At 66.5% G+C, this 21,847-nt stretch carries 23 protein-coding genes; 18 read left to right on the top strand and 5 right to left on the bottom strand.

Going from position 1 to position 21,847, the window contains the following annotated elements:
* The first annotated feature begins 6 nt into the window (after positions 1 to 6).
* The gene (locus K32_RS03175) at positions 7 to 1,080 is read left to right on the top strand and encodes an NAD(P)-dependent alcohol dehydrogenase (RefSeq protein ID WP_201402632.1); all 1,074 of its coding nucleotides are present in this window, start codon (positions 7 to 9) and stop codon (positions 1,078 to 1,080) included.
* Between the two features lie 69 nt (positions 1,081 to 1,149).
* Here the strand turns inward: K32_RS03175 and K32_RS03170 are convergent, their stop codons facing one another.
* From K32_RS03170 to K32_RS03160, 3 genes are all read right to left on the bottom strand, one after another.
* Positions 1,150 to 2,580 carry an arabinose isomerase gene (locus K32_RS03170; RefSeq protein ID WP_201402631.1) on the bottom strand — a complete coding sequence of 477 codons (1,431 nt, stop codon included), beginning with the start codon at positions 2,578 to 2,580 and terminating at the stop codon, positions 1,150 to 1,152.
* A 10-nt stretch (positions 2,581 to 2,590) separates the two neighbouring features.
* Positions 2,591 to 3,235, bottom strand: coding sequence for an SGNH/GDSL hydrolase family protein (locus K32_RS03165; RefSeq protein ID WP_201402630.1), 645 nt, complete (start codon positions 3,233 to 3,235; stop codon positions 2,591 to 2,593).
* A 478-nt stretch (positions 3,236 to 3,713) separates the two neighbouring features.
* Positions 3,714 to 4,835 (bottom strand): mandelate racemase/muconate lactonizing enzyme family protein, encoded by a 1,122-nt coding sequence (locus tag K32_RS03160; RefSeq protein WP_244669814.1) that lies wholly within the window; start codon positions 4,833 to 4,835, stop codon positions 3,714 to 3,716.
* 201 nt (positions 4,836 to 5,036) lie between these two features.
* Between K32_RS03160 and K32_RS03155 the strand changes: the two genes are divergently transcribed.
* The 13 genes from K32_RS03155 to K32_RS03095 all read left to right on the top strand — a co-directional run bounded on the left by K32_RS03155 (position 5,037) and on the right by K32_RS03095 (position 15,472).
* On the top strand, positions 5,037 to 6,236 hold the full coding sequence (locus K32_RS03155; RefSeq protein ID WP_201402629.1) for a sugar ABC transporter substrate-binding protein: 1,200 nt from the start codon (positions 5,037 to 5,039) through the stop codon (positions 6,234 to 6,236).
* A 65-nt stretch (positions 6,237 to 6,301) separates the two neighbouring features.
* Entirely contained in the window at positions 6,302 to 7,828 is a 1,527-nt protein-coding gene (locus K32_RS03150; protein WP_201402628.1) for a sugar ABC transporter ATP-binding protein, read from the top strand.
* A 13-nt stretch (positions 7,829 to 7,841) separates the two neighbouring features.
* On the top strand, positions 7,842 to 8,837 hold the full coding sequence (locus tag K32_RS03145; RefSeq protein WP_201402627.1) for an ABC transporter permease: 996 nt from the start codon (positions 7,842 to 7,844) through the stop codon (positions 8,835 to 8,837).
* Between the two features lies 1 nt (position 8,838).
* Positions 8,839 to 9,561: a FadR/GntR family transcriptional regulator gene (locus tag K32_RS03140; RefSeq protein ID WP_201402626.1), complete on the top strand. Its 723-nt coding sequence runs from the start codon at positions 8,839 to 8,841 to the stop codon at positions 9,559 to 9,561.
* 13 nt (positions 9,562 to 9,574) lie between these two features.
* Positions 9,575 to 10,618: a Gfo/Idh/MocA family protein gene (locus K32_RS03135; protein ID WP_201402625.1), complete on the top strand. Its 1,044-nt coding sequence runs from the start codon at positions 9,575 to 9,577 to the stop codon at positions 10,616 to 10,618.
* A 5-nt stretch (positions 10,619 to 10,623) separates the two neighbouring features.
* The gene (locus K32_RS03130; protein ID WP_201402624.1) at positions 10,624 to 11,436 is read left to right on the top strand and encodes a sugar phosphate isomerase/epimerase; all 813 of its coding nucleotides are present in this window, start codon (positions 10,624 to 10,626) and stop codon (positions 11,434 to 11,436) included.
* Positions 11,433 to 12,239, top strand: a complete 807-nt coding sequence (locus K32_RS03125) for an SDR family NAD(P)-dependent oxidoreductase (RefSeq protein ID WP_201402623.1) — start codon at positions 11,433 to 11,435, stop codon at positions 12,237 to 12,239. The genes K32_RS03130 and K32_RS03125 overlap by 4 nt, the downstream gene beginning before the upstream one ends.
* The gene (locus tag K32_RS03120; protein WP_201402622.1) at positions 12,236 to 13,015 is read left to right on the top strand and encodes an acetoacetate decarboxylase; all 780 of its coding nucleotides are present in this window, start codon (positions 12,236 to 12,238) and stop codon (positions 13,013 to 13,015) included. Before K32_RS03125 ends, K32_RS03120 begins: the two co-directional genes overlap by 4 nt.
* Positions 13,016 to 13,025: 10 nt before the next feature.
* Positions 13,026 to 13,340, top strand: coding sequence for an L-rhamnose mutarotase (locus K32_RS03115; RefSeq protein WP_201402621.1), 315 nt, complete (start codon positions 13,026 to 13,028; stop codon positions 13,338 to 13,340).
* A 12-nt stretch (positions 13,341 to 13,352) separates the two neighbouring features.
* Positions 13,353 to 14,108 carry an SDR family NAD(P)-dependent oxidoreductase gene (locus K32_RS03110; protein WP_201402620.1) on the top strand — a complete coding sequence of 252 codons (756 nt, stop codon included), beginning with the start codon at positions 13,353 to 13,355 and terminating at the stop codon, positions 14,106 to 14,108.
* Between the two features lie 110 nt (positions 14,109 to 14,218).
* Positions 14,219 to 14,491 (top strand): helix-turn-helix transcriptional regulator, encoded by a 273-nt coding sequence (locus K32_RS03105; RefSeq protein ID WP_201402619.1) that lies wholly within the window; start codon positions 14,219 to 14,221, stop codon positions 14,489 to 14,491.
* Positions 14,492 to 14,580: 89 nt separating this feature from the next.
* Positions 14,581 to 14,799: a hypothetical protein gene (locus tag K32_RS03100; protein WP_201402618.1), complete on the top strand. Its 219-nt coding sequence runs from the start codon at positions 14,581 to 14,583 to the stop codon at positions 14,797 to 14,799.
* A 286-nt stretch (positions 14,800 to 15,085) separates the two neighbouring features.
* Positions 15,086 to 15,472: a DUF983 domain-containing protein gene (locus K32_RS03095; RefSeq protein ID WP_201402617.1), complete on the top strand. Its 387-nt coding sequence runs from the start codon at positions 15,086 to 15,088 to the stop codon at positions 15,470 to 15,472.
* An 80-nt stretch (positions 15,473 to 15,552) separates the two neighbouring features.
* Here K32_RS03095 and K32_RS03090 read toward each other — a convergent pair whose 3' ends face one another.
* Together K32_RS03090 and K32_RS03085 are read right to left on the bottom strand one after the other, a co-directional pair.
* The gene (locus K32_RS03090) at positions 15,553 to 16,944 is read right to left on the bottom strand and encodes an aspartate aminotransferase family protein (protein WP_201402616.1); all 1,392 of its coding nucleotides are present in this window, start codon (positions 16,942 to 16,944) and stop codon (positions 15,553 to 15,555) included.
* A 71-nt stretch (positions 16,945 to 17,015) separates the two neighbouring features.
* Entirely contained in the window at positions 17,016 to 17,687 is a 672-nt protein-coding gene (locus tag K32_RS03085; RefSeq protein ID WP_201402615.1) for a cysteine hydrolase family protein, read from the bottom strand.
* A 169-nt stretch (positions 17,688 to 17,856) separates the two neighbouring features.
* Between K32_RS03085 and K32_RS03080 the strand changes: the two genes are divergently transcribed.
* From K32_RS03080 to K32_RS03065, 4 genes are all read left to right on the top strand, one after another.
* The gene (locus tag K32_RS03080; RefSeq protein ID WP_201402614.1) at positions 17,857 to 18,765 is read left to right on the top strand and encodes a MurR/RpiR family transcriptional regulator; all 909 of its coding nucleotides are present in this window, start codon (positions 17,857 to 17,859) and stop codon (positions 18,763 to 18,765) included.
* Positions 18,766 to 18,925: 160 nt separating this feature from the next.
* Positions 18,926 to 20,245 (top strand): glutamine synthetase family protein, encoded by a 1,320-nt coding sequence (locus K32_RS03075; RefSeq protein ID WP_201402613.1) that lies wholly within the window; start codon positions 18,926 to 18,928, stop codon positions 20,243 to 20,245.
* A complete protein-coding gene (locus K32_RS03070; RefSeq protein ID WP_201402612.1) occupies positions 20,245 to 21,048 on the top strand; it encodes an N-formylglutamate amidohydrolase in 804 nt (267 codons plus the stop codon). The genes K32_RS03075 and K32_RS03070 overlap by 1 nt, the downstream gene beginning before the upstream one ends.
* Positions 21,045 to 21,668 carry an isochorismatase family cysteine hydrolase gene (locus K32_RS03065; protein WP_201402611.1) on the top strand — a complete coding sequence of 208 codons (624 nt, stop codon included), beginning with the start codon at positions 21,045 to 21,047 and terminating at the stop codon, positions 21,666 to 21,668. The genes K32_RS03070 and K32_RS03065 overlap by 4 nt, the downstream gene beginning before the upstream one ends.
* Positions 21,669 to 21,847: the final 179 nt, after the last annotated feature.

Below are 21,847 nucleotides of genomic sequence, written 5' to 3'. Positions count from 1 at the left end.
GTTTCGATGCCGCGCATGAAAGCCGCCATATTCGTCGAACCCGGACGGATCGTCCTCGACGAGAAGCCCATTCCCGATGTCGGGCCGCGCGATGCGCTGATGCGCATCACCACGACGACGATCTGCGGCACCGACATTCACATCCTCAAGGGCGAATATCCCGTCGCCAAGGGCCTGACGATCGGCCACGAGCCGGTCGGCGTCATCGAGAAGCTCGGCTCGGCGGTCGAGGGATACCAGGAAGGCCAGCGCGTCATCGCCGGCGCCATCACGCCGAGCGGTCACAGCTATGCCTGCCTCTGCGGCTGCGGCTCGCAGGACGGCCCGGGCACCAAGCACGGCTTCAAGGCGACCGGCGGCTGGAAATTCGGCAATCTGATCGACGGCTGCCAGGCCGAATATGTCCTCGTTCCCGACGCCGCCGCCAATCTGAGCCCGGTCGCCGAAGGGCTGAAGGACGAAGAAATCCTGATGTGCCCCGACATCATGTCGACCGGCTTCGCCGGCGCCGAGAGCGGCGCAGTGAAAATCGGCGACACGGTGGCCGTGTTCGCGCTCGGGCCGATCGGGCTCTGCGCCGTCGCCGGCGCCAAGCTGATGGGCGCCACGACGATCATCGGCGTCGACACCGTGCCGGAGCGGCTCGCGGTCGCCAATAAGCTCGGCGCCGACGTCGTCGTCGACTTCAAGAAGGGCGATCCGGTCGAGCAGATCATGGCCCTGACCGACGGCCGCGGCGTCGACGTCGCGATCGAGGCGCTCGGCACCCAGGGCACGTTCGAATCCGCGCTGCGCGTGCTGCGCCCGGGCGGCACGCTCTCGAGCCTCGGCGTCTACTCGAGCGATCTGAAGATCCCGCTCAGCGCGTTCTCGGCCGGCCTCGGCGACAACAAGATCGTCACCTCGCTCTGCCCGGGCGGCAAGGAGCGCATGCGCCGGCTGATGAACGTCGTCGCCTCCGGCCGGGTCGACCTCACGCCGCTGGTCACGCACCGCTTCAAGCTCGACGACATCGAGGAAGCCTACGACCTCTTCGGCCACCAGCGCGACGGCGTGCTGAAGGTAGCGATCACGCCCTGACGGCGGGACCGCCCGAAACCGTACTTGAAACGGACGTCCCGATCTCCGCGTCGGGTCGTCCGTATTTTTCTAACACACCTTCACGGTCTTGATGCCGAGCAGCTGGCCGAGCTTCTCGATCTTGTCGGCGACATGGCCGATGCCGACGGCGCAGTGATGCGCCGGGCATTCGGCGTTCCACGTCTCGACGAATTTTCGCGCGCCGATCGAAAAACGGTAGCGGCTGTTGGTGTTGCCGATCTCGAGGATCGGTCCGGGCACCGATTCCGCCTCGGCCACCACCAGCTTGAGCTTGCCGGCGCCGTCCTCCGCCACCGAGAGCAACGTCACCGGCCCGTGCTTCACCGACATCTCGACGCTGACGCCGGAGCCGACCTTGCCGTGGTAGACCTTCAGCGGCCGGACCTTGGTCTTGCCCTCGGCGATCCGGGTATGGCCGGGTCCGTCATGCCCCATCAGCACGATGTCGTCGTTGAAATCGATGCCGTAATACTCGGTGAAGGACCCGCCGACGCCGAGCGTGTCGAGGATCTTCATCGCCTGGGCATTCTTGACCTCGTATTCGCCGGCGACCGGCACGCCGCGCGCCGTGAGGTAGGAGCAGCCGAGGATCACCGACGAGATGACGTCCTCGTGGTCATGGCCGGGAACGGATTCGTAGTAGTAGGCGAGCGAGCCGAGCTTGTGCTTCGCCACCAGCCGGTCGAGCGCGATCGAGGTGCGCGCCGCGCGCAGAAGCTCAGCCGGATCGCAATCCGCCTGGATGTCGAACTCGCCCCGGAAGCCGTCGACGCGGGCCGCCGCCTCCAGCTCGGTGACCGATTTCCGCAATTCAGCCAGTTCGTCGATCTCGACGATCTCCAGATGGCCGCCGAAGGTCGCGACCTGCGCCGTCGTGTCGGAATAGATATCGAGCATGCCGTTGTAGTAGCGCCCCATCAGGCCCAAGCGGTTATGGGCCATGACGTAGGCGACGCGCGCCGCCTCGATCCAGGCCTCGATCTCGCGGTCGACATGGTCGTCGCCCTCGAGCACGCCCGTCACCTGGTGGAAGTCGATGTTGGCGCGGCGGAAGACGTTGGCGATCTCCGGCACCGGGCAGGCGGCGCAGAAGGCGAGCCATTCGCCGGTCATCGCCGTGCGGTCGTCGAGCGCGTTGAAGCTCGCATAGTCGATCGCGGCCGCCGGCTGCAGATTGAGGATCACCACCGGAACCTTGGCACGCTGCACGACGGGAAGCACGGTCGAGGACACGGCGTAGGTCGTGACATGCAGGAAGATCAGGTCGACATCGGCGGCGCGGAACTGGTGTCCGGCATCCATCGCCTTCTCGGGATCGTCGATCAGGCCGAGATTGACGATCTCGACGCCCGGCCGCGCCAGCTTCGCCGCGACCGTCTCGATATAGCCGCGCAGGCGCGGTTCGAGGCCGGCGAATTGCGGCCAGTAGGCGTTCAATCCGATGCCGAGCAGGCCGACCTTCAACGTGTCATGCGCCATGGTTCTTTCCTTAATCCGCCAGGAGGTCGCGCACCCGGCCGGCGAGCGCCTCGCCGAGCGTCCGGTGCGCGTCCGCGTCGAGATGGATGCCGTCGACCTCGCTCGACGTGATGACCGAACCGGCCTCGAACACCGGAATGCCGCGCGGCGCGGCGGCGCGGGCGAACTCCTTGCCGAGCTTTCGCGACTTCTCCGTGCCGCCCTCGAACATCTCGGTGAGCCAGCCGAGCTTGGAGATCGGCGCCGGCACGACGAGCAGCACCTTCGGCGCCCTGCCCTCCGGCCCGGCGGCCGAGCCCAGCACGATCTCGGCGAGACGGACGGCGCCATCGGCGATGTCGCCGGCCTGCATCGAGAGCCGCGCCTTCAGATCGTTGGTGCCGAGCTTGATGATGACGAGATCGAGCGGCATGTGCGTCTCGAGCGCGACCTGCAGGAAGCGCGCGCCGTTCTTGTGATGCCCCTCGACGGGGTCATCGACGCAGGTCGTGCGGCCGTTCAGCCCCTCGGCGATCACCTGCACGCCGGGGCCCAGCGCCTTCTGCAGCACGCCCGGCCAGCGCACATCCGGCGCGAAGCGGCCGCCGACGCCGCGCTCGGGCTGCGGCTCGGCGCCCCAGCTGTTGGAATCGCCATAGACCATCACGGTTTTCATCGGGTTTTCCTCAGCAATGACCATTTCCATTCTCCCCCTCACTTCTGGTCGCAGAGACTTCGCGCAACTGCGAATGGCGGCCCCGCGACAACCGAATTCATCACCCCGAGAACCCGGACCGGACTTCGAGGTCGGGCGGGGTCGAGGCCTCAACTCTGCCTCCGCCGTTTCTGCACCCTCGCCGTCATCCCTGCGAAAGCAGGGATCCATACAGCCGAGGCGTCTGGAGCTATCTCGGCGAGGCTTCTGCTGAATGGATCCCTGCTTTCGCAGGGATGACGGAGTTTTGGTGCCCACGCTCAGCGATTCTGACCACGCGTGGTATCAAGCAAGCCCCTCACCCAACCCTCTCCCGCAAGCGGGCGAGGGCTTTCCGGCCGGTGTGGCAGATGCATCGAGACCGGGCTCAGCCTGCTCCCTCGCCCGCTTGCGGGAGAGGGTTGGGGTGAGGGTCTATCGACCATCCTCCCTGCCCGCCTCAGTTCACCCGGTAGCGAGCAAGAACATCGGCGCGCGGTTCGGCGCCGTGGCCGGGGCAGTTCGGCGCCGCGATGAGGCCGTTCTCGTGCCAGAAGGGCTCGTCGACGAGGTCGAACTGCATCGGCCCCGGCAGCGGCTTCAGCTCGAACAGCTCGGCCGCCTTTGAGGCGAGCGACAGATGCAGGCTGGCGCCGGTCAGGACCGCCGTGCTCCAGGCATGCGCGTTCACGGTCCTGCCGGCCGCCTCGATGACGGCGGCGGCCTTGCGGAAGCCGGTGACGCCCTCGATGCGGGCGGGATCGAGGCCGAGCACGTCGGCAGCGCCCGTATCGAGCCAGCGCTGGTAGCCGGCGACGGTGAACTCGCGCTCGCCGACGGCGACCGGCGTCGCGACGGCGGCCTTCAAGGCGATGTGGTCGGCGACCTGGCCGGGCAGGAAAGGCTCCTCGATCCAGGCAATGGCGGATTCCTCCATCCGCTTCACCGTCCGGATGGCGGTGTGGAGATCCCATTTCGTGCCGTTGCCGGCGTCGACCATGATGCCGGCCTCCGGCCCGATCGCCGCGCGCAGCGCCGCGACCAGCGCCACGTCGTAGTCGGGATCGCGGCCGGCGCGCGACAGGCCGCGTTTGCCAAGGCCCAGCTTGGTCGAGCGGAAGCCGTTCGCGATGTGGCCGGCGATGTCGCGGACGCTGTCGTCGATCGTCGCCTGGTTGACGTGCAGGCTGGCGCAGACCGGCAGGGACTGGTGATGGCGGCCGAAGAGATCGACCAGCGGCTTGCCGGCTTCCTTCGCCTTCAAATCCCAGAGCGCCATGTCGATCGCCGAGATGGCCATCGAGGCGATGCCGCCCTCGCCGTACCACCAGCAATGGTTCTTCATCGCCTGCCAGCAGCCTTCGACATCGGAAAGGTCGCGCTCGGCGAGCAGCGGCAGCAGACCGTCGCGGATCACCGTTTCCGTCGCCCGCAGCGCTTCCGGCCACATGGCGATGGCCTCGCCCCAGCCGGAGATTCCGGACGTCGTGTCGACCCGGACCAGCAGCGTCATCCGGTCGTGGCCGAAATCATTCGGCTCCGGCCAACGCAGCACAAAGCACTCAGCTCCGCCGAGACGCATGCGAAATTCCTCCCCATGACCGCGCTTTTCGAGCGGCACTTTCCGTCAAGGCTAGAGGCAAAACCGGAGAGGCGTCAATCAAATTGGTCAGGCCAATTATTTCAACGTGACGCTTGCGTGAGGTGAAATGTCGTGCTTGTTTTACGGCAATAAGAAATTGGCCTTACCAATTCTGAATGCTCTTTGAGGGAGGAGATTCCAATGAACGCTCGGATTCCGTTCGATGCCATGCGCCGCGTCGCCGGCGCGGCCGTCATGACGCTGCTGCTCGGCAGCGCCGCCTATGCCGAGGATTTCCACGGGTTCGACCCGGCGAAATTCGACGGCGCCATGTTGAGCGCCGACCAGCTCAAGGCCATGGTGGCCGACGCCACCGCCGCCCATAAGCCCAACAATGGCAAGAACCTCGTCCTCGGCTTCGCCAATCTGCAGCGCGACGTGTCGTTCTGCCTGAAGGTCGAGAACGGCATGCTCGAGAACGCCAAGGCGGCCGGCATCGAGCTCCAGGTCGCCGACAACCGCCTCGACGGCGCCACCGCGCTCGCCAACGCGCAGAGCTTCCTGCAGCGCCAGGTCGACCACGTCACCGAATTCCAGACCGACGCCAATTTCGGCGCCACGATCATGCAGCAGATGAACGACGCCAACACCAAGGTGGTGGCGATCGACATCCCGATGCCGGGCGCCACCTTCTTCGGCGCCAACAACCCGCGCTCCGGCTTCATGGGCGGCGCCTATCTCGGCCAAGCGGCGATCGCCAAGTTCGGCGCCGACAAGGTCAAGCAAGGCTACTTCGTCGTCGGCGAACTGCCGCAATCGGGCGCCATTCCCGCCATGCGCACCGGCGGCCAGGTCGCCGGCTTCAAGGCCGCCGTCGACGGTTTCGCGGACGATCACATCATCAAGATCGACACCAAGAACACGCTCGAAGAGAGCTTCACCCAGATGAACAACGTCATCGGGCGCATCCCCGAAGGCGCGCCGATCATGGTGACGGCGATCAACGACCAGGCGGCGACCGGCATGCTGCGCGCCGTCAAGCAGGCCGGCCGCGAGGCGGACCTGATCGTCGTCGGCATGGGCGCCGACGAGATCCAGAACATGATCGACGAGCCGAGCTTCGTGTCGTCGGTCGGCTACTTCCCCGAGCGCTACGGCAACTACCTGATCCCGCTGGCGCTGATGCAGCTCGCCGGCAAGGAAGTGCCGGATACGGTCCTGGTCAACCACGTCATGGTGACCAAGGACAATGTCTGCACCTTCTACGACAAGTTCGCCTGCGCCGAAGGCAAGGACCCGATCAAGTTCGAGTTCCCGCAGGCCGCCTTCGAGAAGCACCTGGCCGAGATCCGGACGCTGCCCGATCTCGCCGACTACCAGAATCTGATCCCGACCAACTGATCGGATCGGCCGGCGGGCGCGCCCAGTGCGCCCGCCTTCTTCTCTTTGATTTCAGGAAGGGCCGCATGGCGACCAATGTTCCCCGCCTCGGCATGCACGGCATCGGCAAGTCCTTCGGACGCGTGCCGGTGCTCACCCATGTCGATCTCAGCGTCGAACCCGGCGAGGTCGTCGCCCTGCTCGGCTCCAACGGCGCCGGCAAGTCGACCCTGATGAAAATCCTGACCGGCCTCTACAGCCGCGACGGCGGCACGATCCGCATCGACGGCGAGGAGGTGGATTTCAAGGATCCAGCCGCCGCGGTCGCCGCCGGCATCAAGCTGCTGCCGCAGGAAATCTCCGTCATGCCGGACATGACGGTGGCCGAGAACATCTTCCTCGGCGACATGCCGCTGAGGCGCAGGTTCGGCATCCTGCAGGTCGACAAGGACGCGATGCGCATCCGCTCGCGCGAATTGCTCGACCAGCTCGGCTTCGCCGACATCCTGCCCGACATGCTGGTGAAGCGGCTCTCCGTCGCCGAGCAGCGCATCGTCGAGATCGCCCGCGCGCTGGCCGGCAATGCGAGCATCCTCGTCATGGACGAGCCGACGGCGGCGCTGACTGAGCAGGAAGCGAAGATGATCTTCAAGATCATCCGCCGCCTGAAGGAGAACCGGGTCTCGGTCATCTACATCTCGCACTACCTCTCGGAAGTGTTCGAGATCTCGGACCGCATCGTCGTGCTGCGCGACGGCCGCAACGCCGGCACGTTCAACACCGCCGACACAAGGCGCGCCGAAGTGCTCGCCGCCATGCTCGGCAACACGGTCGACGACCTCTACGACGTCGGCACGCCCGGCGCCCCCGGCGCCGAGATCCTGAACGTCGAGAAGCTCAGCATCCCGCGCAAGCTGGACGACATCTCCTTCACGCTGCGTCAGAACGAGATCCTCGGCATCTTCGGCCTGGTCGGCTCCGGCGTCGAAGTGCTCGGCCGCGCGCTTTATGGCGCGCTCGGCCCGCTCAAGACGGCGGATGTCCGCCTCGCGGGCCACAGCTACCGGCCGATGAGCGCCCGCGCCGGCAAGCTCGCCGGCATCGGCTTCGTCGCGGCCGAGCGCAAGAAGGAAGGCATCGTCGCCGACCTGACGGTGCGCGAAAACATCGCCCTTCCCTTCGAGGAGCGCTTCGAGCGCGGCCTGTTCGTGTCGAAGGACGAGGAGGCCCAACACGCCATCCGCTGGATCGGCGAGCTCGGCATCCGCACGCGCGGCCCCGAGCAGAAGATCCGCACCCTTTCCGGCGGCAACCAGCAGAAGGTCTGCATCGCGCGCTGGCTGGTCGAGGGCGTGCGCCTGCTGATCCTCGAGGAGCCGACCCGCGGCGTCGATGTCGGCGCCAGGCGCGAGATCTACGGCAAGCTGCGGGAGCTCGCGAACCGCGGCTACGCGGTGCTGATCCTCTCCTCCGACGTCGAGGAAGTCGCCGGCATCAGCGACCGCTCGCTGGTGCTCGATCGCGGCCGCCTCGTCGGCGAATTCGAACGCGGCGCCAAGCCGGCCGAGCTCATGGCCGCAACCGGCAACGATCCTGCCTTCCAGGCCACCTGAAGGACTTCATTCCATGGCCCATTCAGTCGAAACACATGCCGCCGGCGGCGCCAGGGAGCGGATGTCCGCCCTGCTCGGGCAGCCCTGGTCCGGCGTCGCGATGCTGGCGATCTTCTACCTGATCCTGATCGCCGTCTTCTCGGTCCTGTCGCCCTTCTTCCTGACGCTCAGGAACATGCTGCAGATCGGCGGCAACGTCGCCTATATCGGCCTGATGGCGGCGGCCGGCACGCCGCTGATCATCGCCGGCGGCTTGGATCTCTCGGTCGCGGCGATCGCCGGCCTGACCGGCGTCGTCATCTCGATGCTGTTCGGCATGGGCGTCCCGATCTGGATCGCGGTTGCCATCGCCATCCTCGTCGCCGCGGCGATCGGCGTGGTTAACGGATTGTTTACGACGCGCCTCCGCCTCAACCCGCTGATCGTGACGCTCGGCATGATGAGCATCATCTCCGGCATCGCGCTGGTGCTGACCGGCGGCCTGACCCGGCCGCTGATGGTGCCGGGTTTCAACTGGGTGGGCTCCGGCCGCGTCGTCGGCATCCCGATCCCGTTCATCCTGATGATGGTGACCTTCGTCGGGCTCTGGGTCGTCATGACCCGCATGCGCTTCGGCCGCTACATCTATGCCGCCGGCGGCAATGCCGAGGCGTCGCGGCTGATCGGCATCCCGCTCGAGAAGACCGTCATCATCCTCTACGTCATCTCGGCCATTTCGGGCGCCGTCGCCGGCACTATCCTCGGGGCGATGCTCGGCGCCGCCGGCCCGACGGCGGCCGGCTCGCAGCTCCTCACCGTCATCGCCGCGATCATTCTCGGTGGCACCAGTCTGAACGGTGGCCGCGGCAGCGTCTGGGGCACGCTGCTCGCCGTACTGATCCTCGGCACGCTCAACAACGGCCTGACATTGCTTGATGTTTCCAGCTTCTGGCAGGATGTCACCCGTGGTGTCGTGCTGATGCTGGCGGTCAGCCTCGACCAGATCCGAACCCGCGCGCTGGGGGAATAGGATGGCGGAGATGATCCCGGCCGATTTCGAACCGATCGAGCGCAGCTCGGTAGCCGAACAGGTTGCCAAGAAGCTGCTCGACCTGGTGCGGACGAAGAACCTGAGGCCGGGCGACCAACTTCCGCCCGAACGCGAGCTGGCGGCGGCCATGCAGGTCAGCCGTCCCAGCGTCCGCGAAGCGCTCCGGGGATTGCAGATCCTCGGCGTGCTCAAGGTCAGGCAGGGCGGCGGCATCTATGTGTCGTCGCTCGAGGCGTCCGATCTGCTCGGTCCGCTGCAGCTCTTGATCACGCTCAACGAGCAGAACGTCAACGCCCTCTACGAGTCGCGAAAGCTGATCGACGGCGGTATCGGACGGATGGCTGCCGAGCGGATCACGCCTGAGGATCTGACGCGGATGAAGAACATGCTCCTCGTCCAGCGCGGGCTGATCAACGATCCCATCGGTTTTCGCGTCTCCGACGTCGAGTTCCACCGCGTCCTGTCGGACGCCACGGGCAACCCGTTTCTCGTGCGCGTCTCGACCTCGCTCTACATCCTCGGCATGGAATACCGGCGGATCGCCGCCGAAACGCCGGGTGTCCTCAGCCAATCCTTCCAGGATCACGAACTGATCGTCGCGGCGCTGGCGGCGCGCGACCCGGATGCCGCCGAGGCGGCAATGGTTCAGCACATGACCAACGTGCACCTCTCGACAGTCAACGCCATGGATATCACTCCCTGATGGAACGAAACTCATGAAACGCGCGCGGATCGGCATCATCGGCGCGGGATGGTGGGCGGTCGAGAACCACATCCCGGCGCTCAGGGACAACCCGCATTGCGAGCTGGTCGCCGTCAACCGGCTGGGCAAAGCGGAGCTCAAACAGATCCAGGACCGCTTCGGCATCGAGCACGGCTATGAAGACTATGCCGCGATGCTGCGCGAGGTGCCGCTCGACGGCGTCATCATCGCCTCGCCGCATGTGCTGCACCACGAGCATGCGCTCGCCGCGATAAAGGCCGGCTGCCACGTATTGGTCGAGAAGCCGCTCGCCACCACGGCATCAGACGCGCGCGAGATCGTCGCCGCCGCTTCAGAGCGCGGCCGCGAGATCGTCGTGCCCTATGGCTGGAACTTCAAGCATTTCAGCGCCAGCGCCGCCGAACTCGTCGCCTCTGGCAAGATCGGCAAGGTCGAGCACGTCGTGCTGCAGATGGCCTCGGCCCTCGGCGACCTGATGGCCGGCGAGCCGATGAAGGAAACCGAGGGCGCGATGTTCCGTCCGCCGGCCTCGACCTGGGCCGACCCGAAGCGGGCCGGCGGCTATGGCTGGGGCCAGCTGGTGCACGCGCTCGGCCTGCTGTTCAAGATCGCCGACATCGCGCCGGAGGAAGTCTTCGCCATGGTCGGCCGCTCGCCGAGCGGCGTCGACTATTATGACGCCGCCGTCGTCCGCTTCGCCAATGGCGCCACCGGCTCGCTCTCCGGCTCGTCCACCGTGCCGAAGCATCGCGGCTTCCAGATCGACCTGCGCATCTTCGGCTCCGAAGGCATGCTGCTGCTCGACGTCGAGCGCGAGCGGCTGGAGGTCAGCCGCCGCGACGGCACGGACGAGATCGTGCCGATCGCGGCCGGCGCCGGCGCCTATAGCTGCATCGAGCCGGTCAATTTGCTGATCGACATCTGCCGCGGCCTCCACCCGCACAATGCCTCGCCCGGAATTGTCGGCATGCGCGCCGTCGAGGTGCTGGATGCGCTCTACCGGTCGGCCGAGAGCGGCCGCGTCGAGAAGGTCTGACGCGCATGAAACTCTCGCTCACCACCTGGTCGCTGCGCAGCCTGACGCTGGACGAGGCGGCGGGGCTCTCCCGCCTGCTCGGCATCGGCGCGCTCGACTTGGGCTATTTCTACAAGCCCGGCCTCGACAAGGAGGCGCTGATCGCCGACCCGGACGGCATGGCGGAGCGCGTGCTGAAGCTCGGCGTCGCGCTGCCCAATCTCTACCATCTGTTCGGCAACTCGCTGTCGGACCGCAATCTCGCCGATCCCCGCCATCGCGAGCAGAACGAGGCGGATTTCCGAAGGGTTGTGCGCTTCGCGAAACGCGCCGGCCTCGGCAGCGTCTTCGTGCTGCCGGGCGTGGTCAATCCCGGCCAGGATCGCGCGAGCGCCCTGGCGGAATCGGCGGAAAGCCTGCGTCGGCTGGTGGCGATCGCGGCGCCGGAGGGCATCCAGCTCACCATCGAGCCGCATGTCCATTCCTATCTCGAAAGCCCGACGCTGGTGCTCGAGCTGCTCGACCGCGTGCCCGGGCTGAAGCTCGCGCTCGACTACGCGCATTTCGTCTGCCTCGGCTACCGGCAGGAGGAGATCGACGTGCTGGCGCCGCATGCCGCCCATGTTCATCTCCGCCAGGCGCGGATGGGCGTGCTGCAATGCAAGCTCTCGCTCGGCACGATCAATTTCGGCGCCATGCTCGGCACGCTCCGGGCCGCCGGTTATGACGGCTATCTGGCCATCGAATATGTGCATCAGGGCTACATGGACGGGCTGCATGACGACGTGCTCACCGAGACCGTCGACATGCGCGACTGCGTGAGGGAGTGGCTGGCGTGACGGCAAAAGGCATTGCGCTCGTGACCGGCGGCGCCGGCGGCATCGGCGCCGAGATCGTCCGGCGATTGGCGGCGGACGGCTATCACGTCGTCGCGGCGGATCACAACGAGGGACTGGCGGCCGAGGTCGCGGCGGAGATCGGCGGCAGCGCCGTCGGCATCGACATCACCGACGCCAACTCGGTCGACGAGGCCTTCGAGACGGTGCTCGACCAGCATGGCCGCCTCGACATCCTCGTCAACGCCGCCGGCATCCATTTGCAGAAGCTGGTCGTCGACACGACGCCGGAGGAATGGGACCGGATCCAGAGCGTCAACGCGCGCGGGCCGTTCCTGACGTGCCGCGCGGCGGCGCGGGCAATGATGCGCACTGAGCGCGGCCGCATCGTCAACATCATCACCCGGCTCAATTTCGGCAATCCCTATTCCAGCGCCTACATTGCCTCGAAGAACGCGCTCTGGGGCCTGACCCAGTGCCTCGCTGTCGAGCTCGCCGCCTATGGCATCACCGTGAACGGCGTCGCGCCCGGCCATGTCGGCCCCGGCACCGGCATGGAGAAGCAGTTTCGCGAGAAGGCGGAGAAGCTCGGCCTCTCCTGGGAGGCGTTCGAGGCGCAGGTACTGAAGACGATCCCGGTCGGCCGCTGGTGCCGGCCGGCCGACGTCGCCGCCGCCGTCTCCTATGTCACCTCGCCGGAAGCCTCCTTCGTCACCGGCGAACTGATCAACGTGACGGGCGGCTTCGTCGGCTACGGCATCGCGCCGCCCAAGGAAGCGCGCTTCGCGCAGGATGCAACGGAATGAGCAAGGACCTGCGCAATGGCGGCCTCGACCGCCTGACCGTCGAGGACATCCTGAAGCCGGGCTTCTCGACGCCCTGGGACGCGCCGATGGTGCCGCCCTATCCGTTCACCTTCCGCAATGTCGACGTGCTGACGCTGGTCTGGCGGACGACCGAGGCGGCCGTCGCGCGGCTGCTGCCGCCGCCGCTGGAGCCGACCAGCGACATCGTCATGGCGCACATCTACCGGATGAACGACACCGAATGGCTCGGCCCCTATGGCGAGAGCAACGTCTCGCTCGGCTGCCGCCTGCCCGGCGTCGCCGAAGGCTCCTATTCGCCCTACCTTTTCCTCTCCTCGGATGCCGGCGTCGTGCATGGCCGCGAACTGCACGGCCAGCCGAAGAAATACGGCGAGCCGAAGCTGGAGCTGCGCGGCGACCTCGTGGTCGGCACGGTGGCGCGGAACGGCATCGACGTCCTGACCGGCACGCTCCCCTACAAGCAGCGCACCGATACGCTGGCCAGCCTCAACCGGCATTTCGACTTCGCCGAGAACATCAACCTGAAGGTCATCGACCACATCGACCAGCGCCCGGCCATCCGGCAGCTGACGGCGCGGCGGCTTTCCAACGTGGTCGTACACGAATGCTGGGGCGGGCCCTGCACGGTCGAGCTCCGCCCGAACGCGCAGGCGCCGATCCACCGCCTGCCGGTGGTCGACATGCTGGACGGCCTGCACTGGAAGGCCGATTTCACGCTCGTGCCCGGCCGCATCGTTCACGATTATCTCGCCTGAGAGGAAGAAAATGGGACATCACGCCTGGGTTCTCGAAGTCCGTCCCGGCTGCGAGGAGGAATACAAGAAGGCGCATGACGAGATCTGGCCGGAGATGCTGGAGACGCTGAAGGCGGCCGGCATCCGTAACTATTCGATCTTCCGCTTGGGCTTGAAGCTGATCGGCTATTTCGAGACCGACGATCTCCAGAAGACCATCGCCTATCTCCGCGACGATCCGGTCAACAAGCGCTGGGGCGAGGCGATGGCGCCGATCATGAAGCTCGAGGGCGACCCGCGCACCGGTTTCGCCTATATGCTGCCGCTGCAATGGCACATGGACTAGGAGTGAGCTGACATGCTCGACGGAGAGATCGCGTTCGTCACGGGCGCCAAGGGCGGCATCGGCGCCGCCGCGGCGATCGCGCTTAGCGATGCCGGCGCCACGGTTGTCGTCACGGCGCGCCGGCTCGCCGACGCCGAGGCGACCGCGGCGCGCTGCGCCGAGGGTCGCGCCATAGCGGTTGCCTGCGACGTTTCCGATGCCGACTCGGTCGACGCGGCCGTCAAAGAAGCGACCGCCCGGGTCGGCGCGCCGACCCTCCTGGTCAACAATGCCGGCGTGGTGCAGCCGATCGGCCTGCTGCACGAGACCGATCCGGCCGCCTGGGCCGCCAGCGTGAACGCCAACCTCGTCGGCGCCGTCGCGGTGATCCGCGCGGTGCTGCCGGCCATGCTGGCGCGGGGACGCGGCACCATCGTCAACCTCTCCTCCGGCGCGGCGCATCGGCCGATGGAAGGCTGGAGCGCCTATTGCGCCGGCAAGGCCGGGCTCGCCATGGTGACCCAGTCGGTCGCGCTCGAATATGGCGCGCGCGGCATCCGCGTCTTCGGCTTCTCGCCGGGCATCGTCGACACCGACATGCAGGGCGTCATCCGCGCCTCCGGCGTCGGCCCGGTGAGCAAGCTGCCGCGCGAGACCCTCGCCTCGGTCGACGATCCGGCGCGGGCAATCGTCTATCTCTGCTCGGAAGCCGCCGACGATCTCGCGGGCCGCGCGCTCGACGTTCGCGAGGCGGAATTCCGCGCCCGGGCCGGGCTCGCCCCGGTCTGAGCCGCATCGAAAGTTGAAGCTCCGGGCGCATGAAAACACTGGAACATTTCGTGATTTCGTGCGTTCCTCTTACCTAACGGCATCCGTATGCCGTTGATTGGGAGGGAGAGATGGAGCTTCGTCATTTCCGTCAGCAGCCCAATGTGGGACCGCGCGATACGGCCGCGCTCCCGAGCCATGTCATGGACAAGATTGCTGCAGGCGAACATCCGCTGAAGGCGATCCGTGAATGGCGCTGCATCAGCCAAACGGATCTGGCCGACCGCACCGGCGTCGCGCTGACCCAGATCACTCGCTGCGAGACCGGCTGGATGATTTCGAAGGACGCCCTGCGCCTGCTGGCCAGGGGGCTGCGCGTGCAGGACGATCTGCTCACCGGCTAGACGACGGGCACGTTCGGGCGAACCCACGGCGACGCTTTCGCGTCTGCGAGCGTTGGCGTTCGTCCCGATTTCAGCAAAGGAAGACATGGATGGATCCGAAGAAGCCGCTTCCCGATCCGATGCCGCCGAGCCGCGACGTGCCCGAGCACGCCGTGCCTGAGATCGACGATCGCGCCAACCAGGCGTTTCTCGACAATCTGATCGATACGGACGGCCGCCCGATGCGCGATGCCGTCGACCTGCCGGAAGACGAGGAAGAGCTAGACGAGGACGATGACGAGTTCGACCGCGATCCCGGCGATACCTGATACGCCCTCCCATCAGCGATCCAGATGCATCCGCCATGGGCACAACCATGGATACAGGCAGGCAGACGGCACTCCCCGCCGACCGCTCCCCGAGATGTGTGACGGCTACATTTCGTCGCCTCGCATGACGCGGCGATAAAGGCTATATTTTGATCATCGGAGATCAAAAGGCAGGCGCGACCAGCAGAGTTGCCCGCCTCCGGCACACTGCGCCAGGGTCATTCCGAAGCCAGCGAGCCAATCCGTCCGGCAGGCAGGCCTGCCCGAAAGCACCCAAAGGATCGCCATGAGCGAAACCGACTCCCCATACCGCCAGGCCTTCCGGCTCGGCATTTCCGGCCGTTGCCCGCGCTGTCAGTCCGGCCATATCTTCAGCGGCTGGCTCAAGCTTGCCCCGCGCTGCGAGGTCTGCGGCCTCGACTTTTCCTTCGCCGATCCGGCCGACGGACCGGCCTTCTTCGCGCAGTTCATCGGCGCGGTTCCGGCCGTGGTCTTCGCGCTCTGGATCCAGTTCAAATACGAGGCTCCCCTCTGGGTTCACCTCATCACGACCTTGCCGATCCTGCTGCTACCGACTTTGTTACTCTTGAGACCGATCAAGGGCTGGCTGGTCTGCTCGCAATATCTGCATCGCGCCGAGGGCGGGAAACTGCTGAACCGGATCGACGAATAAGCGCTGCCAGCGCCGAACCGACATAACGAAACGGCCGGGTCATCGAGGATGAGCCGGCCGTTTCCGTTGGGTCGTGCGGATCAGAGCGCGGCGGCGACCTCGTCGATCGCCTTGGCCGTCGCCGCGACGACGATGTCGGCCTCCTCGCGGGTCAGGCAGAGCGGCGGCGCGAAGCCGAGGATATCGCCCTGCGGCATGGCGCGGCCGATGACGCCCTGCTCCAGCAGAGCGGCGGCAATGCGCGGACCCACCTTCTCCGACGCCTCAAAGAAGGCGCGGTCGTCGCGATCCCGGACGAACTCCACCGCCGCCAGCAGCCCCTCGCCGCGCACGTCGCCGACAATGCGTTTGTCCCCCACCGCGTCGGCGAGGCGACTGCGGAAATAGGCGCCGACGTCGCGGGCGTTGTTGACCAGGTCCAGCTCGTCGACGACCTCGAGATTTGCGACGCCGGCCGCCGTGCAGAGCGGATGCGAGGAATAGGTCCAGCCATGGCCGATCGGGCCGAAATTGTCGGAGCCCTGCTCCAGAATGCGCCAGACCTTCTCCGAGACGATGACGCCGGAAAGCGGCGCATAGGCCGAGGTCAGGCCCTTGGCGATGGTGATCAGGTCCGGCTTGATGCCGTAGTGATCCGAGCCGAACATCGAGCCGAGCCGGCCGAACGCCGTCACCACCTCGTCGGCGATCAGCAGGATGTCGTATCGGTCGAGAACCGCCTGGATCTTCGGCCAGTAGCCGTCCGGCGGCGGCACGATGCCGCCCGTGCCCAGCACCGGCTCGCCGATGAAGGCAGCGATCGTCTCCGGCCCCTCGGCCAGGATCATCGCCTCGAGCTGGTCGGCGCAGAACTGCGAGAACTGCTCCTCGGTGAGGCTGCGGTCGGCGCGGCGGAAGAAATATGGCGCCTCGGTATGCAGGATCGGCGCGCGCGGCAGATCGAACAGATTGTGGAAGGCGGCGAGCCCCGTCAGGCTGCCGGTCATGACGCCGGAGCCGTGATAGCCGCGCCAGCGCGAGATGATCTTCTTCTTTTCCGGCCGGCCCAGCACGTTGTTGACGTACCAGACCAGCTTGATGTTGGTCTCGTTGGCGTCCGAGCCGGAGAGGCCGAAGAAAACGCGGCTCATATGCGCGGGGGCGCGGTCGATCACCATCTTGGCGAGGCGGATCGACGGCTCCGAGGCATGGCCGACATAGGCGTGGTAATAGGGCAGCTCCGCCGCCTGCCGGGCGATCGCGTCGGAGATCTTGGTGCGGCCATAGCCGACATTGACGCAGTAGAGGCCGGCGAAGGCATCGAGGCTGCGCCTGCCGTCGACATCGGTGATGTAGACGCCCTCGCCGCCGGCGATGATGCGGTTCGGCGTCTCGCCGCGCGCATGCTGCGCCATGTGGGTCGAGGGATGGAAGAAATGATCCCGGTCCCAGGCGTGGAGTTCGTTGTGCGAGAGCGTCGGCTGGTCGGACATGGCGGTCCCTCTGGGTTCGGCGCCGCCCCGGATCGCGGCTTCGAGAATGGCAGGCGGTCAATCGGGTGCGTTCAGGCGCCCTGGATCTCGGCGATCACCTCGTCGGTCGTGCGGGTGCGGCAATAGTGGCCGCGCATCGCCTCGATCGAACCCTCGTGGCTGCCGGGCGCGTCGGCCGCGCAGCAATCCTCGACCTGCGTCACCAGGAAGCCGCGATCGGCGGCGTCGCGGATGGCGGATTCCACGCACTGGTCGGTGACCACGCCGTAGATGACCAGATAGTCGATGCCGAGATTGCGCAGGACATATTCGAGATTGGTGCAGTTGAAGATGCCCGACGCCGTCTTCGGGATGATGATCTCGTCGCCGCGCGGCCCGACCGCCTCGATCGGCTTCGCCTCCCACGAACCCTTCGGCCAGTGCAGGCCGGAGATCTTGTGGTCAAGGCCGCGGTCGCGACCGTCCTGCGTCAGGCTTTCGATGACCGTGAAGATCACCTCGATGCCGGCGGCCCGCGCCGCGTCCTGCAGCCGCGCCTGGTTCGGGATAACGACATCGGCGATCCGCTCGTAGAAGGCGCGCTTCTTCGCTTCCGGCGTGCCGTCGAGGCGGGCGCGGAACAGGAGTTCCTCGTTGAACTCGCCGTTCTGCATGTCGACATTGAGAAGCGCGGTCCGCGCCGGTACGAAGTTTCGCTCGCGATACGCGCCGTTGGGAGCGTCGATCGGTGGCAGGACGGTCATCGGCAACTCCGGCAAAGGGCATGAGCAAGAGACCTGGGATCAGGCGGCAGCCTGGCCCAGGAGACGAAGTCTGGTTGGACGCATCGATACTGTAATGAGGATTACGGTTCTGGGAAGATGCCGTCGAAATGTTATTGGATTATTCTGCGAGCGAGCAGAGGGAGACGGCATGAGCGAGACGCGGGATACGGCAGGCCAGGGTGGCCAAGACGGCGAGAGTCCGGCCACCGGCCCCCGGACCGACAAGCCGACGCTCGCCGACCGCGTGACCGCCAGCATGGCGTCGCTGAGCGAGGCCGAACGGCGCGCCGCCCGGGCGCTGCTGGCCCGCTATCCGACCACCGGCATGGAGACGGTGGCACTTTTCGCCGAGCGCGCCAAGGTCAGCGCGCCGACCATCCTGCGCTTCGTCGCCAAGCTCGGCTTCTCCGGCTATGCCGATTTCCGCCGTGCGCTGCGCGAGGAGATGGAGGCGCAGGCCGAGTATCCGCTGACCCGCCCGCATGTCGACGGCAAGACGGCGCCCTTCGCCGATTTCGCCCGCAGCCTCGTCACCACGGTCGAGAACTCGCTCGCCATGGCGAGCCCGGCCGACATCGAGCGGCTGACGGACCTCCTCGTCGACGAGCGGCGCGAGATCTTCCTGCTCGGCGGCGACTTCACCGATCCGGCGGCGCGGCACCTGGAATTCCACCTGCGCAAGATGCGCAGCCGGGTGCGGCTGTTCTCGCAGGGGCTGTCGCGCCGGGCGGATGAGCTGGCCGACCTGCGCAAGCGCGACGTCGTCATCCTGTTCGACATTCGCCGCTACCAGCAAGACACCATCCTCACCGCCGAGATCGCCAAGGAGCGCGGCGCGGTCGTAGCCCTCTTCACCGATCGCTGGATGTCGGATGTCGCCCAGGTCGCCGATATCGTGCTGCGCGCCCAGGTCGACCTGCCCTCCCCCTGGGACAGCCTGATCGGTCTGATCGCGCTGGTCGAGACGCTGGCGCTGTCGATCGACGCACGGCAATGGGCGATCGGCCGCGCCCGTTTCGAGACGATCGAGGCGGTTCGCACAAAGCTCATGCCCTAGCTCGAACGCCCCGCTGGCATTGCGAAAAATTACAGCTTCACCGCCTAAATGGTCGGCTTGTAAAATTTTCGTCACGCATGCTAGCGTTCCTTCCGTGCCGGAAACAGATGCGGGTCAACCCGTGCGACGGCGCCGAAGCCAGAGGGAATTCGGGGGATGCATGCCGATCGAGCGTGAGACGATCGTCACTGTCTGCTGCAGCGATATTGCCGGGCAGGTTCGTGGCAAAGGTTTTCCGGCACGCGAACTCGAAAGCAGGCGCCGCTTCGGCGTCGGCTGGACGCCGACCAACATCATGATCAACTGCCTCGGCCGCATCCCGGCGACGCCCTTCGGCGCCGAGGGCGATCTGATGCTGGTGCCGGTGCCCGAGGGCGACATCACCCTCGACTATGGCGATGGCGGAACCGTCGAGCGCGTCATCCTCGGCGACATCCTGACCATGGCGGGCGAGCGCTGGGACTGCTGCCTGCGCGGCTTCCTGAAGGGCGCCATCGAAGCGCTCGAAAGCGAGACCGGCCTCCGGCTGCTCGCGAGCTTCGAGCATGAATTCTGGATCGACGGCGGCGAGGAGCGGCCGGGCGATTCCTACGCCGCCAGCACGCTGCGCGGGCTCGAACCCTTCATCGGCGATTTTGTCGGCGCGCTGCGCGCCAACGGGCTTTCGCCCGACACCTTCCTGCCGGAATACGGCCCGCGCCAATACGAGATCACCGTAGACCCGGCGTTGGCGCTGACCGCGGCCGACGAGGCGGTCAAGCTGCGCGAGATCGGCCGGTCGGTGGCGCGCCGGCACGGTCACCACCTCTCCTTCTCGCCGGTAGTGACGCGCGGCATCGTCGGCAACGGCGTCCACATCCATTTCAGCCTGATCGACGCCGCCGGCAAGCCCGTTGCCTATGCCGCCGACGGCCCCGGGAAGCTGAGCCCTGTCGGCGCCTCCTTTGCCGCCGGCATCCTGAAACACGCCAAGGCGCTCTGCGCCATCGCCGCGCCCAGCGCCATTTCCTACGAGCGGCTGAAGCCGCACTCCTGGTCGGCCTATTACGCCAATCTCGCCGATCGCGACCGCGAGGCCTTGCTGCGGATCTGCCCCTATCCCGAGGTCGAGGGCGTCGACGTCGCCAAGCGCTACAATCTCGAATTCCGCGCCGCCGACGCGACCGCGAGCCCCTATCTGCAGCTCGGCATGCTGATCCATGCTGGCCTCGCCGGCATCCGCGAGAAGCTGCCGGCGCCCTTCATCTCCAGCGGCGATCCCGGCGCGCTGACGCAGGCGCAGCGCGACGAACGCGGCATCGGCGACCTGCCGCGCACGCTCGAGGAAGCGCTCGACGCGCTGCAGGCGGACAGCGCTGCCATGGGCTGGCTCGGACCGGTGCTCGCCAACGCCTATCTGATCCACAAGCGCGGAGAAATCGGCATGACGGCCGGCATCGACATGGATGAACTCTGCCGCCTCTACGCGCGAGCCTATTGATGACCGCGCCCCACCACGCCGCCAACCGCCTGCTGGGCCCTGGTGATCCCGAGCCGGTCGGCCTCCGTAACGAGGACGGCGCCTCGCCCTTCGTGCTGATCTGCGATCACGCCGGCAATGCCGTGCCGGCGATGCTGGACGGGCTCGAACTGGAGCCGGCCGAGCTGGAGCGCCACATCGGCATCGACATCGGCATTTACGGCGTCGCCGAGCGCCTCGCCGACCGGCTCGACGCGCCGCTCATCTTCCAGCGCTATTCCCGCCTCGTCGTCGAGTGCAACCGCCGCACCACCTCGCCGGACAGCATTGCCCTCGTCTCCGACGGCACCGTCATTCCCGGCAATGCCGGCCTTTCGGACGAGGCGCGCGCGCTGCGCCTGCGCGAGATCGCCGAGCCCTATCACCGCCAGATCGTCGCGATCCTCGACGCCCGCACTGACGCCGGCATTCCGACCATCCTGGTCTCGATGCACTCCTTCACGCCGTCGCTCAGAGCCCGCCCGTTCGACCGCCCCTGGCATGTCGGGCTCTGCTATGGCGCCGATACCCGCTTCACCCTGCCGGTTCTGGCGGGGCTCGATGCGGAAGAGGACCTCGTCGTCGGCCGCAACGAGCCCTATGGCGTCGACATGGCGAAGGACTATTCCATCCCCGTCCATGGCGAGGAGCGCGGCCTGCCCTATGTCGAATTCGAGATCCGTCAGGATTTGATCGGCGCCGCCGAAGGCCAGGCCGAATGGGCGGAACGTCTCGAGCGCGTGCTCTCGCAGGCCTATTCCACCTTCACCGGGGACCGGACATGAGCCGCGCGCCGCTCACCGAACGGCTCGCGCCCGTCGATCCCGCGCGCACCGCCATCCTCGTCATCGACACGCAGGACGGCATCTTCCATCCCGGCGCGGCGACGGCGCGGCCCTATTTCTTCGAAAGCGCCCGCGACGTCGCGATCCCCAACATCGCCCGCCTGATCGCCGCTGGCCGGACGAGCGGCGCCGAGATCGTCTTCACCGTGATCGAGAGCCTGACCCGCGACGGACGCGACCGCAGCCTCGACTACAAGCAGACCAATTTTCACTTCGCGCCCGGCTCGCCGGAGACCCGGGTCATCGGCGAATTGCAGCCCGGCGATGACGAGATCATCCTGCCGAAGACCTCGTCCAGCCTCTTCAATTCCACCGTGTTCGAATATCTGATGCGCAACATCGGCATCGATACCGTCATCGTCACCGGTTTCCTCACCGACCAGTGCATCGACCATACCGTCCGCGACGGCGCCGATCGCGGCTTCCGCATGATCTGCCCGGTCGATGCCTGCACCACGGATAGCCGCGAACGGCACGACAACGCGCTCGCCGCCTTCAAGGGCTATTGCCGCCAGACCGATACGGCGAGCCTCGTCGAGGAGCTTGCCGCCCGGGGTTGATCGAATTTCGAAGGTTCGGAGGCAACCTCGCTTGACATAGCGTCGGCTTGACACTCCAATATAGAAATAAGGTTCAACTACAATATTCGATTGACGCAAATAATATTGCATCGATTTTCATCTCCATCGCGGCGATGGAGATACAATAAAGACAACGACCAGTTTGACTGCATGAAACA

This window comes from Kaistia sp. 32K (genome assembly GCF_016629525.1).
Lineage (GTDB): Bacteria > Pseudomonadota > Alphaproteobacteria > Rhizobiales > Kaistiaceae > Kaistia.
Note: the sequence above shows the minus strand (reverse complement) of the source record. Positions and strands in the feature narration are given on the sequence as shown.